14 protein-coding genes are annotated in these 12,209 nt (G+C 73.8%); 7 read left to right on the forward strand and 7 right to left on the reverse strand.

Annotation, left to right across the window (positions count from 1 at the left end; genetic code table 11):
- Window positions 1-86: 86 nt before the first annotated feature.
- Complete coding sequence (locus BT341_RS28635) at window positions 87-1,217, reverse strand: epoxide hydrolase family protein (RefSeq protein ID WP_072479229.1); 1,131 nt, start codon at window positions 1,215-1,217, stop codon at window positions 87-89.
- Window positions 1,218-1,279: 62 nt separating this feature from the next.
- Here BT341_RS28635 and BT341_RS28640 point away from each other — a divergent pair, with 62 nt between their 5' ends.
- Window positions 1,280-2,248, forward strand: coding sequence for a helix-turn-helix transcriptional regulator (locus tag BT341_RS28640; RefSeq protein ID WP_072479230.1), 969 nt, complete (start codon window positions 1,280-1,282; stop codon window positions 2,246-2,248).
- 188 nt (window positions 2,249-2,436) lie between these two features.
- The gene (locus BT341_RS28645; protein WP_084743015.1) at window positions 2,437-3,351 is read left to right on the forward strand and encodes an alpha/beta hydrolase; all 915 of its coding nucleotides are present in this window, start codon (window positions 2,437-2,439) and stop codon (window positions 3,349-3,351) included.
- A 41-nt stretch (window positions 3,352-3,392) separates the two neighbouring features.
- Here BT341_RS28645 and BT341_RS28650 read toward each other — a convergent pair whose 3' ends face one another.
- Window positions 3,393-4,580 carry an amidohydrolase gene (locus BT341_RS28650; protein ID WP_072479231.1) on the reverse strand — a complete coding sequence of 396 codons (1,188 nt, stop codon included), beginning with the start codon at window positions 4,578-4,580 and terminating at the stop codon, window positions 3,393-3,395.
- A 79-nt stretch (window positions 4,581-4,659) separates the two neighbouring features.
- Between BT341_RS28650 and BT341_RS28655 the strand changes: the two genes are divergently transcribed.
- Window positions 4,660-6,120 (forward strand): aminotransferase class I/II-fold pyridoxal phosphate-dependent enzyme, encoded by a 1,461-nt coding sequence (locus tag BT341_RS28655; protein ID WP_072479232.1) that lies wholly within the window; start codon window positions 4,660-4,662, stop codon window positions 6,118-6,120.
- A 60-nt stretch (window positions 6,121-6,180) separates the two neighbouring features.
- Here BT341_RS28655 and BT341_RS28660 read toward each other — a convergent pair whose 3' ends face one another.
- Together BT341_RS28660 and BT341_RS28665 are read right to left on the reverse strand one after the other, a co-directional pair.
- Window positions 6,181-6,660: a hemerythrin domain-containing protein gene (locus BT341_RS28660; protein ID WP_072479233.1), complete on the reverse strand. Its 480-nt coding sequence runs from the start codon at window positions 6,658-6,660 to the stop codon at window positions 6,181-6,183.
- Between the two features lie 8 nt (window positions 6,661-6,668).
- Entirely contained in the window at window positions 6,669-7,034 is a 366-nt protein-coding gene (locus BT341_RS28665) for a hypothetical protein (protein ID WP_072479234.1), read from the reverse strand.
- Between the two features lie 120 nt (window positions 7,035-7,154).
- Here BT341_RS28665 and BT341_RS28670 point away from each other — a divergent pair, with 120 nt between their 5' ends.
- Window positions 7,155-8,243: a carboxylate-amine ligase gene (locus tag BT341_RS28670; protein ID WP_072479235.1), complete on the forward strand. Its 1,089-nt coding sequence runs from the start codon at window positions 7,155-7,157 to the stop codon at window positions 8,241-8,243.
- Here the strand turns inward: BT341_RS28670 and BT341_RS28675 are convergent.
- Window positions 8,240-8,644, reverse strand: a complete 405-nt coding sequence (locus tag BT341_RS28675; protein WP_072479236.1) for an STAS domain-containing protein — start codon at window positions 8,642-8,644, stop codon at window positions 8,240-8,242. The genes BT341_RS28670 and BT341_RS28675 overlap by 4 nt on opposite strands.
- A gap of 112 nt (window positions 8,645-8,756) precedes the next feature.
- Here BT341_RS28675 and BT341_RS28680 point away from each other — a divergent pair, with 112 nt between their 5' ends.
- A complete protein-coding gene (locus tag BT341_RS28680) occupies window positions 8,757-9,890 on the forward strand; it encodes a carboxylate-amine ligase (RefSeq protein ID WP_072479237.1) in 1,134 nt (377 codons plus the stop codon).
- A gap of 9 nt (window positions 9,891-9,899) precedes the next feature.
- Window positions 9,900-10,901, forward strand: coding sequence for an iron-containing redox enzyme family protein (locus BT341_RS28685; RefSeq protein WP_072479238.1), 1,002 nt, complete (start codon window positions 9,900-9,902; stop codon window positions 10,899-10,901).
- Window positions 10,902-10,937: 36 nt separating this feature from the next.
- On the opposite strand, the gene BT341_RS28690 is transcribed toward BT341_RS28685, so the two are convergent.
- Both BT341_RS28690 and BT341_RS28695 read right to left on the reverse strand, forming a co-directional pair.
- The gene (locus BT341_RS28690; protein ID WP_072479239.1) at window positions 10,938-11,144 is read right to left on the reverse strand and encodes a CDGSH iron-sulfur domain-containing protein; all 207 of its coding nucleotides are present in this window, start codon (window positions 11,142-11,144) and stop codon (window positions 10,938-10,940) included.
- The gene (locus BT341_RS28695; RefSeq protein ID WP_072479240.1) at window positions 11,131-11,850 is read right to left on the reverse strand and encodes a HemK2/MTQ2 family protein methyltransferase; all 720 of its coding nucleotides are present in this window, start codon (window positions 11,848-11,850) and stop codon (window positions 11,131-11,133) included. The genes BT341_RS28690 and BT341_RS28695 overlap by 14 nt, the downstream gene beginning before the upstream one ends.
- A 166-nt stretch (window positions 11,851-12,016) precedes the next feature.
- On the opposite strand from BT341_RS28695, the gene BT341_RS45525 reads away from it, so the two are divergent.
- Window positions 12,017-12,181 carry a hypothetical protein gene (locus tag BT341_RS45525; RefSeq protein ID WP_177328910.1) on the forward strand — a complete coding sequence of 55 codons (165 nt, stop codon included), beginning with the start codon at window positions 12,017-12,019 and terminating at the stop codon, window positions 12,179-12,181.
- Window positions 12,182-12,209: the final 28 nt, after the last annotated feature.

The following is a 12,209-nucleotide window of genomic DNA, read 5'->3' on the forward strand; positions in this document are numbered from 1 at the left end:
ACTTCTCCGCTCCTCGCCTCCGCACCGGTCCGGCCGCGGCGAAGGTCGAGGGCGGCTCTCCGAACCCGCCGGGACCACTCCCGCGGTCAGCGGCGCAAGCCCCGGAAGAACGCGCGGATGTCGGCCACCAGCAGCTCCGGTACCTCCATCGCCGCGAAGTGGCCGCCCTCGGCGAACTCCGACCAGTGCGCGATCTTCTCCGCCGGGTCCATGATCCGGCGCACGAGCGGCGACGCGTTGAACACCGCCCAGCCCGTGGGCACCTCCGACGGCGTCAGCCAGCCGTGCCCGGAGTGGGCCGCCTCGTAGAGGAACCGGGCCGCTGTCGCGCCGCTGCGGGTGAACCAGTACAGGCTGACCGTCGTCAGCAGCCGGTCGCGTTCGATGCCGCCGGCCGGATTCGTCCACGCGCGGAACTTTTCGGCGATCCACGCCAGCTGGCCGACCGGCGAGTCGGTGAGCGCCGCCGCGATGGTCTCCGGCTTGTGCGACTGGAGGTCGAGGTAACCCCGCCCCGCCCGCCACGCCTCGCGCGCGGCGTCCAATTCGGACTGTTCGGCCGCCGTGAGGCCGTCCGGCAGCGGCAGCTGCTCACCGGCCAGCGCGATCGTGCCGCGGTCGCTGTTCACGTGCGTGCCGACCACGCGGTCCGGGTACACCGCGGCCAGCCGGCCGGCCACGCCGGAGCCGATGTCGCCGCCCTGGGCGGCGAAGCGGTCGTAGCCGAGCCGGGTCATCAGCTCGGCGAACGCGTCCGTCGTCCGGGCCGGCTCCCAGCCGGGGCCGCTCAGCGGCGTCGAAAACCCGAACCCGGGCAACGACGGGACGACGAGGTGGAACGCGTCCGGCCCCGGCTCGGTCAGCGGGCCGAGCACGTCCAGGAACTCGGCGAACGTGCTCGGATAGCCGTGCAGGAGCAGCAGCGGCAACGCGTCGGCGCGCGGCGAGCGGACGTGCAGGAAGTGGATCGGCTGGCCGTCGATCACGGTCGTGAACTGCGGGAACGCGTTCAGCGCCGCCTCCTGCGCCCGCCAGTCGTAGCCGTCCCGCCAGTACTCGGCCAGCTCGCGCACGGCGCTTGCCGGGATGCCCCGGGACCAGTCCGGTTCGTCACCGGGGACGGGGTCGGCGAAGCGTGCCTCGGTGAGGCGCCGCCGCAGGCCGGCCAGCTCCGCCTGCGGGATGTCGATGCGGAAGGGTCGGATTTCGGTCGTCATGGCCGGCACGTTATGACCGATTGCGGAACGTTTGTTTCCGCGATTCGTGGAATGCTCGAGAAATGTTGCCGACGTCCGCCCGCCTGCTGCGGCTGCTGTCCCTGCTCGAGACCCGCCGCGACTGGACCGGCGCCGACCTGGCCGGGCGCCTCGGCGTCACGACGCGGACCGTCCGCAACGACGTCGGCAGGCTGCGGAAGCTGGGCTACCCGGTCGAGGCCTCCCCCGGCGTCCAGGGCGGCTACCGGCTCGGCGCGGGCGCGCAGCTGCCGCCGCTGCTGCTCGACGACGACGAAGCGGTGGCCGTCGCGGTCGGGTTGCGGACCGCCACGGGCGTCGCCGGGATCGGCGAGACGTCGGTGCGCGCGCTCGCGAAGCTCGAGCAGGTGCTGCCGTCCCGGCTGCGGCACCGGGTGCGGGCACTGCAGGCCGCGACCGTCGCGGTGCCGGGCACCGGCCCGGCCGTCGACGCGGACGTCCTGACGGCGATCGCGGCGGCGATCCGGGCCGGCGAGCGGCTGCGCTTCGGCTACACCGGCCACGACGGCACGGCGAGCCACCGCGACGTCGAGCCCCACCGGCTGGTCAGCTGCAGCCGGCGCTGGTACCTCGTCGCCTGGGACACCGCACGGGACGGCTGGCGCACGTTCCGCGCCGACCGCATGGCGCCGAAAGTGCCGAACGGGCCGCGGTTCACCCCGCGCGAGCCGCCCGAGGGTGACGTCGCGCAGTTCGTCCAGCGCAGCGTGGGCGCGGCGACCTGGCGTTTCCACGCGAAAGTGCGCCTGCACGCTCCGGTGGGCCACGTCCGTGCCCGCCTGCCACCGGCGGTCGAGGTGACCCCCGACGGGCCGGGCCGCTGCGTCGCCGAGGTCGGCTCCGACCACGCGCCGATGCTCGCGCTCTACCTGGGCCTGCTCGAAGTGGACTTCGAGGTCCTCGACGCCCCGGACCTCGCCGAGGCACTGGCGGCGATCGGCGCGCGGTTCCTGCGCGCCGCTACCGGACGGAGTTCGCCAGCTCCTCGATGATGAGCGGCTGCTGCTGCACCGGCCTCCATGCCGGACTGGAGAAGCATGTCGCGCAGCTCGTTGGGCCGCCCACCGAGTCCTGGTCGCCGGGGAGCCGCTCGAGGGTGACGCTTCGCACTACACCTCCGTCGCCGAGTTAAGCACCGTCCGCGTCCGGGTACCCGGGACGCGGACGGAAGGAGCGTGGCGTGGTCAGCGTGCAGGCGAAACTGAAGATCGCGATGCTGCGGGCGTCGGGCCAGAAACGGTTCTACGACGACGCTTCCGCACTGCACCACCGGCTGCCCCGGCACCAGAAGCCGTCGATGGGCCGGCCGCCGCGCCGGATCCGGCGGCACTGCTCGGTGGAACGGCACGAGGTGAACGGCTTCCCGTGCTTCACGTTCCGGCCGCGCGGTGGCGCATCGAGCGACCTGCACGTCCTGCACCTGCACGGCGGCGGGTACGTCGAGCAGGTCGAAAAGCACCACTGGAAGTACGCGGCGGACCTCGTCGCGCGGCTGGGCTGCGCGGTGACGCTGCCGGTGTACCCGCTGGTCCCCCACCACGACCACACGGCGACCATCCCGATGGTGCAGGCGGCCTACGACGGCATCGAGGCGGCACGCGTGGTGGTGAGCGGCGACTCCGCGGGCGGCGCGCTGGCGCTGGCGATCGCGCAGAACCTGCGGGCCGCCGGCCGGCCGCAGCCCGAACGGCTGGTCCTGTACTCGCCGTGGCTGGACGTGCTGCTCGAAGACCCGGTGTCGGAGCTGCTCGACGAGACCGACCCGATGCTCGGCATCGCCGGGCTGCGGGAGGCGGGCCGGATGTACGCCGAGGGCACGGACCCGCGCGACCCGCTGGTCAGCCCGATCCACGCCGACCTGAGCGGGCTGGCCCCGATCACGCTGTTCATCGGCACGCGCGACCTCCTGCTGCCGGACTGCCGCCGCTTCCGCGACCGCGCCCGGGAGGCGGGGATCGAGGTGGACTACCGCGAGTACCCCGGGATGTTCCACAACTGGCTGATGCAGTCGATCCCGGAGGGGGCCGAGGCGATGAACCACGTCGAGCGGCTGCTGCGCCGCCGCCCCGCGGAGGTCGGGTCCGCGTCCGGCTGAGGCGCCGCCGACCCCGGGGGTCGAACCGCGACCGCGCAGCCTCAGCGCCCGTTCCGCGCCAGGTCGCGGAAGCAGTCCCACGCCCGGCTGACCAGTGCCGGATGGGTGCGCAGGTCGATTGCGGTGCGGGCCAGTGCCGCCGCCGAGGCCAGCATTGCCGCGCGGCCTCGGGGGCTCGCCGCCGCCTCCGCGAACTCCGGGGTGTGGTCGGAGTACTCCTCCGCCGTGATGGCCACGAACGGGTGGATCGCCGGCACCCGGATGCTCACGTCGCCGATGTCCGACGAGCCCAGGAACACCCCCGGCGCCGGCGGGCTCGCGTGGATGCCGCACGCCGCCAGGTGCTCGGCGAACCGCTCGGACAGCACCGGGTTGTCGCGGAAGTGCGCGTACCCACGCCCGACGCGCTCGACGTCGACCTTCGCCCCCGTCGCCAGTGCCGCGCCCTGCGCGCACGTCGTCACGTCCTCCACCAGGCGGTCCAGCGCTCCGGTCGTCAGCGCGCGCAACCCGAAGCGGCCTTCCGCGCGGTCCGGGACGATGTTCGTCGCCTCTCCGCCGTGGGTGATGATGCCCTGGACGTGGGACCCCGCCGGCAGCCGCTGGCGCAGGACGGAGATCGCGCCGAACGCCTGGATCAGCGCGGCGAGCGCGTCGACGCCGGCCTCCGGGTCGCCGGTCGGGTGGGCCGCGCGGCCGTGGAAGGTCACCTTGACCTCCACCTGCGCGGTCAGTGGCGCCCACGACCACGAATGCACGCCCGGGTGGACCATCAGGGCCGCGTCGACGTCGTCGAAGACGCCGGCCTCGGCCAGCGCCACCTTGCCGCCGCCGCGCTCCTCCGCCGGGCTGCCCACCGCCAGCAGCGATCCCGGGCTGTCGCCGAGCACCTCCTTGGCGGCCAGCGCGGCCCCGAGCCCGGCCGCGGCGATCAGGTTGTGCCCGCACGCGTGCCCCAGGCCCGGCAGGGCGTCGTACTCGAGGAGCAGCGCGACACAGGGCCGTCCGGTACCCGTCCCGGCGACGAACGCGGTGGGCAGCCCCGCGATCCCCGTCTCGACCTCGAAGCCGTCCGCGGCCAGCTCGCGGGTCAGCCGCCGCGCGGCCCGGTGTTCCGCAAAGGACAGTTCCGGATCGGCGTGCAGGGCGGTGGCGACCGCCCACAGCCGGTCGTCCAGGCGCCCGACGCACTCGTCGGCCTGCTCGTGCAGCTCCTCGTGCCACTCCATGCCCACCGGAATACCCCAGCCACGCACCGTCACACCAGCGGGGTGTTTCGGCGGCCCGCGCTCCGGCTACCCCCGCGCAATGGACCACAGCAAGGCACCGGTGCTCGACGCGCTGCGCGAGTACCACCGCATCGGGTACGTCCCGTTCAACGCGCCCGGCCACAAGCAGGGCCGGGGTATCGACCCGCGGGTGCTGGACGTCGTCGGCGCCGACGTGTTCCGCTCCGACGTCATCGCGCTCAACGGCCTCGACGACCGGCTGATGCGCCAGGGCGTGCTCGCCGAAGCGCAGGAGCTGATGGCCGACGCGGTCGGTGCCGAGCACACGTTCTTCTCCACCTGCGGCAGCTCGCTTTCGGTGAAGAGCGCCATGCTCGCCGTCGCCGGGCCGCACGAGAAGCTGCTCGTCCCGCGGCACGTCCACAAGTCGGTGATCTCCGGCCTGATCGTCAGCGGGGTCCGGCCGGTGTGGGTGCGCCCGCACTGGGACGGCGAGCAGCACCTCAGCCACCCGCCGGGCGTGCGCGAGTTCGCCGAGGCCTACGAGCGCGACCCCGACGTCAAGGGCGCCCTGATGGTGACCCCGACCGACTACGGCACGTGCGGCGACCTGCGCGCGGTCGCCGACTGGTGCCACGAGCGGGGGATTCCGCTGATCGTCGACGAGGCGTGGGGCGCGCACCTGCCGTTCCACGACGGACTGCCGCCGTGGGGCATGGACGCGGGCGCCGACGTGTGCGTCACGAGCGTGCACAAGATGGGCGCCGCGGTCGAGCAGAGCTCGGTGTTCCACCTGCAGGGCGACCGCGTCGACCCGAACGTGCTGAAGTCGCGCGAAGACCTGCTCGGCACGACCAGCCCGAGCTCCCTGGTGTACGCGGCGCTCGACGGCTGGCGGCGGCAGATGGCCGAGCAGGGCAAGGAGCTGCTGGACGGCGCGCTGACACTGGTGGAGTCGGTCCGCGGCCGGCTGGCCGGCCTCGGCCTGACCGTGCTGCACGACGAGTTCCTGGGCCCGGATCTCGCGGACTCGGTCGACCCGATGAAGGTCGTGCTCGACCTGGCACCGCTGGGCATCAGCGGGTACCAGGCCGCCGACTGGCTGCGTGCGCAGCAGCACGTCACCGTCGGGCTGTCCGACCACCGCCGGATCGTGGCCCAGCTGAACCACTCCGACGACGACGAGACGGCGGACGTCCTCGTTTCCGCGCTCGAGGCGCTGGTGCGGGCCGCGCCGTCGTTCGCCACGCCGCCGAAGGTGGACCTCCCGTCGCCGCGGGAGATGGAACTGGAAACGGCGATGCTGCCCCGCGACGCCTTCTTCGGCCCGGCGGAGCAGGTTTCCCTGGACCAGGCGGTCGGCCGGATCGCGGCGGAGATGATCACGCCGTACCCGCCCGGCGCGCCCGGCATCCTGCCGGGCGAGGTGATCACCCGGCCGGTTCTCGACTACGTGCGCAGCGGGCTCGAGGCGGGCATGGAGCTGCCCGATCCCGCGGACCCGGAGCTGAAGTCGGTCCGGGTCGTCGCCGAGCGGTGACTCGCCAAAAAGGCGGCACTTCCCACGGGGAAGTGCCGCCTTCAGCGTGCCCGGGCGGGATCAGGCCTTGGCGCTCTTCAGCTCGAGCGGGTTCTTCGGCGCCTTCGGACGCGCGTCGATCATCCGCTGCCCCAGCTCCTGCAGCTGCTTGCGGCCCATCGCCGAGCGGACCTCGGGAAACCACTCGTCCTCTTCCTCTTCGACGTGGTGGCGGACGTTCTCGGTCAGCACCGTGACCTTCGCGTCGAACGTCTCGTCCTCCGGGTCCATGTCCAGCAGCTCGGACAGCATCCACACCACGACGTGGTGCTCCTCGACGCTCTCCAGGACGTGGTCCTTCGTCTCCGGCACGGCTTCCCGCGCGGCCGGGTAGAAGATCTCTTCCTCGATGTAGGCGTGGACCGTCAGCTCCTCGATGATCGAGTCGGCGATCCGGCGCTTCTCCCCGTAGGCGTCCTCCCCCGCCTTTTCGAACTGCTTGAACAGCTTCTCCACGGTCTTGTGGTCGTTCTTCAGCAACACGATCGCGTCGGTCGACATCGGTGTCCTCACGGTGCGGCCAGGTCCCGCAGGGCGACCTGGGAGTTCTCCAGTTCCTTCGTCATCAGCAGGGCCACGGTCCTGGCGTGCGCCAGTGCCCGGCCGACCTCCCCGACCGAGTCCCACGTCGCCGCGACCTCGCCGCCGCCGTGGGCGGTCACCCGGCCCGACAGCAGGCCCTCCTCCAGCCGGCTCTGCAGTGCCGGCAGCAGGTGGGTGAGGTCGTCGGCGAGCAGCCGCAGGGCTCCGAGCACGCGGTACATCTCGGCCGGGGAGTCGAGCTCGCCGTCACCGACACAGCGGGACAGCCGGCGCACGGTGGCACCGGCATCGGCGGCCAGCAGCGACGGGGACGGAGCTGCGCTCGGGTTCATGCTCGCCGGAATACCCGCCCGCACGCGGCGAAAACCCGGTTTGCGGACCTGCCGGTCCGGGCGGTTTGCGGACCTGCCGGTCCGGGTATCTCTCGGGCTCCCCGACTTCCAGGAGACCAGGTGAACCCGGACGTACTGACCTTCGGCATCGAAGAGGAGTTCTTCGTCGTCGACCGGCGTGGCCATCTGTCGCAAGCCGGCGATGACGTCGTCGACGCCGCCGAAGCCGCCGTCGACGTCCAGGGCGAGCTGCAGCACGAGCTGAACCTTTCGCAGGCCGAGGCCGCCACCGACGTCTGCCGCACCCACGCGGAGGCACTGCGTCAGCTGACCGGGCTGCGCGAGGACCTGGCGAAGGCGGCGCACGCCCGCGGCTACCGGCTGCTGCCCGCCGGGTCGCCCCCGCTGTCCGAAGCGGATCCGCCGCGCATCACGCCGAACCCGCGCTACCAGCGCATGGCCCGGCATTTCGGCGCCACGGCGCGGAATTCGCTCACCTGCGGCTGCCACGTGCACGTCGCGATCCCCGACAAGGAGACCGGCATCCAGGTCCTCGGCCGGGTCCGGCCGTGGCTGCCGGCGCTGCTGACCGTCACGGCGAACTCGGCGATCGCGGACGGCTACGACACCGGGTACGCCAGCTGGCGCTACCACCAGTGGAGCCGGTGGCCTTCGGCCGGGCCACCGCCGCGGTTCGCCTCGCTCGACGAGTACGAGAGCATCGTGGACGGCTGGCTGCGCTCCGGCGCGATCCTCGACCGGGGGATGATCTACTGGGACGTCCGGCTGTCGGAGAAGCAGCCGACGCTCGAGTTCCGCATCTCCGACGTCGCCGCGACACCGGCCGAGGCGGTGCTGATGGCCGTGCTGGCCCGCGGGCTCGTCGCGACCGCGCTGGCCGACGACGCCCCGCCGCCGGAGCTGTCGAACGAGGTGCTGCGCGGCCGGCTGTGGCGGGCGTCGCGCGAAGGGGTCACCGGCTGCTGCCCGCACCCGCGGACCGGCGATCTGCAGCCGGCCAAGGCGGTCCTGGACGACCTGATCGCGCTGACGGCACCGGCACTGGAAGCGGCGGGCGACCTCGACTTCGCGCGCGAAGCGACGGCCCGGCTGGCCGCCGAAGGCGGTGGCGCCGACCGGCAGCGGCGCGCGTTCGCGGAGAAGAACCGCGCGGAGGACGTCGTCGACCTGCTGACGGGGACGGCTTAGGACGTCGGGAGCGGGTTCTCGCCGAGCCGGTCGAGCACTTCGAGCGCCCGCGTCACCGCCCGCGACTCGCCCGCGTCGAACACCAGGTGGACGCCGGACCGCTCGGCCAGCAGGTGCGCGCGCCGCAGGGCCTGCAGGCCCGCCGTGCCGAGGAAGGTCACGTCGCCCAGGTCCACCCGCAGCGCCCGGGGCCGGGCCCGGACGTGTTCGCACAGCGCGGCCTCCAGCTCGGCGGCCGTGGCCAGGTCGACGTCCCCGGCGACTTCGACGACGATCGCGTCGGGGCTCTTCCACCGGACCTGGCTGCGGAGCGGCTCGTCGGCGGGCGCGCGCGGGGCCGGCAGGCGGTGGACCGGGCAGGGAGCCACCCGGACCTCGGCCGGCCGTCGGTAGGTCGTCATACGAGCTGGAGTACCCGCGCCGCGTTCACGGCGAAACAAGGCCGGGCTCCGGGGGCATTTCCGCCACCGGAACGGGTATCCGGCGCCAGCGTCCGCGCGGAAGGAGCCTCCCATGCCCGACGGCCCGCCCACGATGGGTGTCGAAGAGGAGTTCCTCCTCGTGAACCCGCGCACCGGCCACGCGTCGCCGTGCGCGGAGCCGGTGCTGGCGCGCTACCGCCACCACGGTCCGCTGCCCGAAGGAGTCCGCGTGCACCGCGAACTGCGGCTCACGCAGATCGAGGCCGCCAGTGGCGTCTGCACGACCGCCGCGGAGCTCCGCCGTCACCTGACGGCGGCCCGCCGGGTGCTGGCCGGGGCCGCGGCGGCCGAGGACTGCGCCCTGCTGGCCACGGGCACGCCGGTGGGGCCCGGACCGGCGGCGGCGCCGCCCGCGGCCACCGGCCGCTACGCCGACATCGACGCCGCGTACGGCGCGGTGGTCGCCGACTACGAGGCCTGCGGGTGCCACGTCCACGTCGGCGTGCCCGATCCCGACACGGCGGTCGCCGTCGTCAACCACCTGGGCCGCTGGCTGCCGACGCTGCTCGCTCTCTCGGCCAACGCGCCGTTCGACCACGGCCGCGACACCGGCTACCACAGCTGGCGGATGGTCCTGCAGTCGCGTTTCCCGGGCTCCGGCGTAGCGCCCCACCTGCGTGACCACGCCGAGTACCGGCGGGTGGTGGACACGCTCGTCGACTGCGGCGCGCTCGTCGACCCGGACCAGACGTTCTGGCTCGCGCGCCCGTCCGGCCGGTTCCCGACGGTCGAGCTGCGCGTCGCCGACACCGCGCTGACGGTCGACCACGCCGTCCTGCAGGCCCTGCTGAGCCGCGCGCTGGTGCGGCAGGCCCTCGACGACGTCGCCCGCGGCCGGGAAGCCACGCCGCTGAACCCGCAGGTGGCCGCGGCGGCGGTGTGGGGCGCGGCGCGGCACGGGCTGACCGGCCTGCTCGTCGACGCCCGCGACGAGACGCGCCGCCCGGCGTGGACGCTGGTCGAAGCGCTGCTGGAGCACGTGCGGACGGCTCTGGAGGACAGCGGGGACCTGGCCGAGGTCCAGGTGCTCGTGGCCACCCTGCGTGCCGACGGCACCGGCTCGGCGCAGCAGCGCGCGGTGGCCGGGCGCGGCACGGCGGAGGCGGTGCGCTGGCTCACCGCGCGGACCGTGCCCGCCGGGCATGGAACGCGGCTCACCGGGTAGTCCCCGGCCATGACGACCTTCACCCCCGCCGCGACCACCCTGCCCGCCGCGCGGGGCCCGCTGTCGGAGTCGGTGCTCCGGACCCTGCTCCGTGAGCAGCCGCGCGCGGACCTGGATTTCGACGGGCCGGCGGACGCCGACCCGCTCGGCGACGACCTCCAGCTCGCCCTGCACCTGTGCTACGAGCTGCACTACCAGGGCCTGCCGGGCGTGTCGGCCGACTGGGAGTGGGACCCGGAGCTGCTGCGCTTGCGCGGCGCGCTGGAAGCGCGGTTCCTGGCCGCGCTGCGCGAAAACGTGCCGGGCGGCGAAGACGTCGGTGCCGAGCTCGACACGCTGCTCGTGGAACCGGTCGACGTCGAAGGCGTGTCGCACTTCCTGCGCGACCACGGCGACTGGGAGCAGGTGCGGGAGTACTTCGCGCACCGCTCGATCTACCACCACAAGGAGGCCGACCCGCACGCGTGGGTGATCCCGCGGCTGCGCGGCCGCGCCAAGGCGGCGCTGGTGGCCGTGGAGTTCGACGAGTTCGGCGGCGGCCGCGCCGAGCGCGTCCACGCCCGCCTGTACGCCGACCTCCTGGCGGCGGCCGGCCTGCCCGACGGCTACCTGGAGCTGATCGACCACGTACCGGGCTCGATGCTGGCCGTGGTCAACATGATGTCGCTGTTCGGCCTGCACCGGTCGCTGCGCGGCGCGCTGTGCGGTCACTTCGCCGCGGCCGAGATCACGACCGCGCCGTCCGCGCAGCGGATGGACCAGGCGTTGCGGCGGCTCGGCGCGCCCGAGGCGTGCCGGTTCTTCTACACCGAGCACATCGAAGCGGACGCGGTCCACGAACAGGTGATGCGCCACGACGTCCTCGGCGACCTGCTGGCGCAGCAGCCCGAGCTGGCCGCCGACATCGTGTTCGGGATCCAGGCGACGGAGTTCCTCGAGGGCCGGTTCGGCGCCGGGCTGCTGGAGAGCTGGCGGGCCGGGAAGTCGTCCCTGCGGCAGCCGCTGGCCTGACACGGGGGTGGCGGCCTCCGCGGAGGCCGCCACCGGTCAGTTTTCCCGGGTGCGCACGCGTTTCCGGTGGCTGGTGTCGCAGAACGGGAACCGCTTGCTCCGCCGGCAGGCGCACACCGCGACGACGAACCGATCGGACTTCACGACTTCACCTTCGGGTGTGCACAGCTCGACCGGTCCTTCCACGAGGACCGGGCCGCCCGGGACCACCGTCACCCGGCGTGGCCGTTCAGCGGTCGGCACGCAGCACCACCAGCTCCTCCATCCGCTGCCCCGGCTCGATCAGGCCGGCGGCCTCCAGGTACGCCGTCCGTCCGGAAAGGACCGGGCCGAACGGGATCCGGGCCCGCCGGACGACCTCGGCGCGCAGCCCGCGCGCGGTCAGCGTCGTGAGTGACCGGTCCACGTCGGACAGTCCGGATTGGACGAGCAGCAGGGTCCCGCCGGGCCGTAGCAGGGTGTCGGCCTGCGCGCACAGCGGGTCCAGGACCGCGCGGCCGTCGGGGCCCGCGTCCCACCCGCGCGTCGAGCGGACCGCGGGCTCCGGAGATGGCACGTACGGCGGGTTGGCGACGACGACGTCGAAAGGACCCTCGCCGAGCGCGGTTGCCAGGTCGCCGCGGCGAGGGCGGACGCGCAGGCGCTGGGTGAGGGCGTTGAGCCGCACCGACGCCAGCGCCCGGCGGGAAAGATCCAGCGCCAGCACGGTTTCCGCGCCGCGGCGGGCCAGCGTGATCGCCTGCGCGCCGGTGCCGGTGCACAGGTCGAGGGCCCGCGCGCCCGGCGGGACGACCAGGTCTTCGATGGCGGCGGCGAGCAACGCGGTGTCCTCTTGGGGCCGGTAGACGCCCGGCAGCCGCAGCAGCCGCGGGGTGGGCGGCACAGGCCGGTGAACGACGGGCCGGGCGGCCAAGGGGCCCGGGCGGACGGGTTCCGCCGACGTGGTCATCTCGGTCTCCTTCACCTCGCCGCGGCCCGGCGCACTCGCCGGCGGACAACCGCGTCGTCTCCCCGGCTACCCGGCGAAGATCGGCGCAAACGGATCGGGCGCCGGTGGTTGAGCGGATGAGCGCCGGGTATCCGGCCCTCGACAGGACTCCGACGGAGGGATCGAAATGACGTCCCAGGACCGCACCCAGCACCCGACGGACCCGGCGGAGGGCGCCCGCGGCGACGACCCGCACGGCGACACCCCGCAGGCCCAGCGCGAGACGCTCCGCGGTGAGCAGGGCACCTCGAGCGGCGACCCCCACGACGACACGGACCCGCAGCAGGGCTGACCCCCGCCGCCCGGTCCCCCGCGGCTCG

The sequence above is a fragment of the Amycolatopsis australiensis genome, assembly GCF_900119165.1.
Classification (GTDB): Bacteria; Actinomycetota; Actinomycetes; order Mycobacteriales; family Pseudonocardiaceae; genus Amycolatopsis; species Amycolatopsis australiensis.

Coding starts and splice junctions, on each gene's coding strand:
- BT341_RS28635 (WP_072479229.1), bottom strand. CDS start 1,217: ATGACGACCGAAATCCGACCCTTCCGCATCGACATCCCGCAGGCGGAG.
- BT341_RS28640 (WP_072479230.1), top strand. CDS start 1,280: ATGTTGCCGACGTCCGCCCGCCTGCTGCGGCTGCTGTCCCTGCTCGAG.
- BT341_RS28650 (WP_072479231.1), bottom strand. CDS start 4,580: ATGGAGTGGCACGAGGAGCTGCACGAGCAGGCCGACGAGTGCGTCGGG.
- BT341_RS28655 (WP_072479232.1), top strand. CDS start 4,660: ATGGACCACAGCAAGGCACCGGTGCTCGACGCGCTGCGCGAGTACCAC.
- BT341_RS28660 (WP_072479233.1), bottom strand. CDS start 6,660: ATGTCGACCGACGCGATCGTGTTGCTGAAGAACGACCACAAGACCGTG.
- BT341_RS28665 (WP_072479234.1), bottom strand. CDS start 7,034: ATGAACCCGAGCGCAGCTCCGTCCCCGTCGCTGCTGGCCGCCGATGCC.
- BT341_RS28675 (WP_072479236.1), bottom strand. CDS start 8,644: ATGACGACCTACCGACGGCCGGCCGAGGTCCGGGTGGCTCCCTGCCCG.
- BT341_RS28680 (WP_072479237.1), top strand. CDS start 8,757: ATGCCCGACGGCCCGCCCACGATGGGTGTCGAAGAGGAGTTCCTCCTC.
- BT341_RS28685 (WP_072479238.1), top strand. CDS start 9,900: ATGACGACCTTCACCCCCGCCGCGACCACCCTGCCCGCCGCGCGGGGC.
- BT341_RS28695 (WP_072479240.1), bottom strand. CDS start 11,850: ATGACCACGTCGGCGGAACCCGTCCGCCCGGGCCCCTTGGCCGCCCGG.
- BT341_RS45525 (WP_177328910.1), top strand. CDS start 12,017: ATGACGTCCCAGGACCGCACCCAGCACCCGACGGACCCGGCGGAGGGC.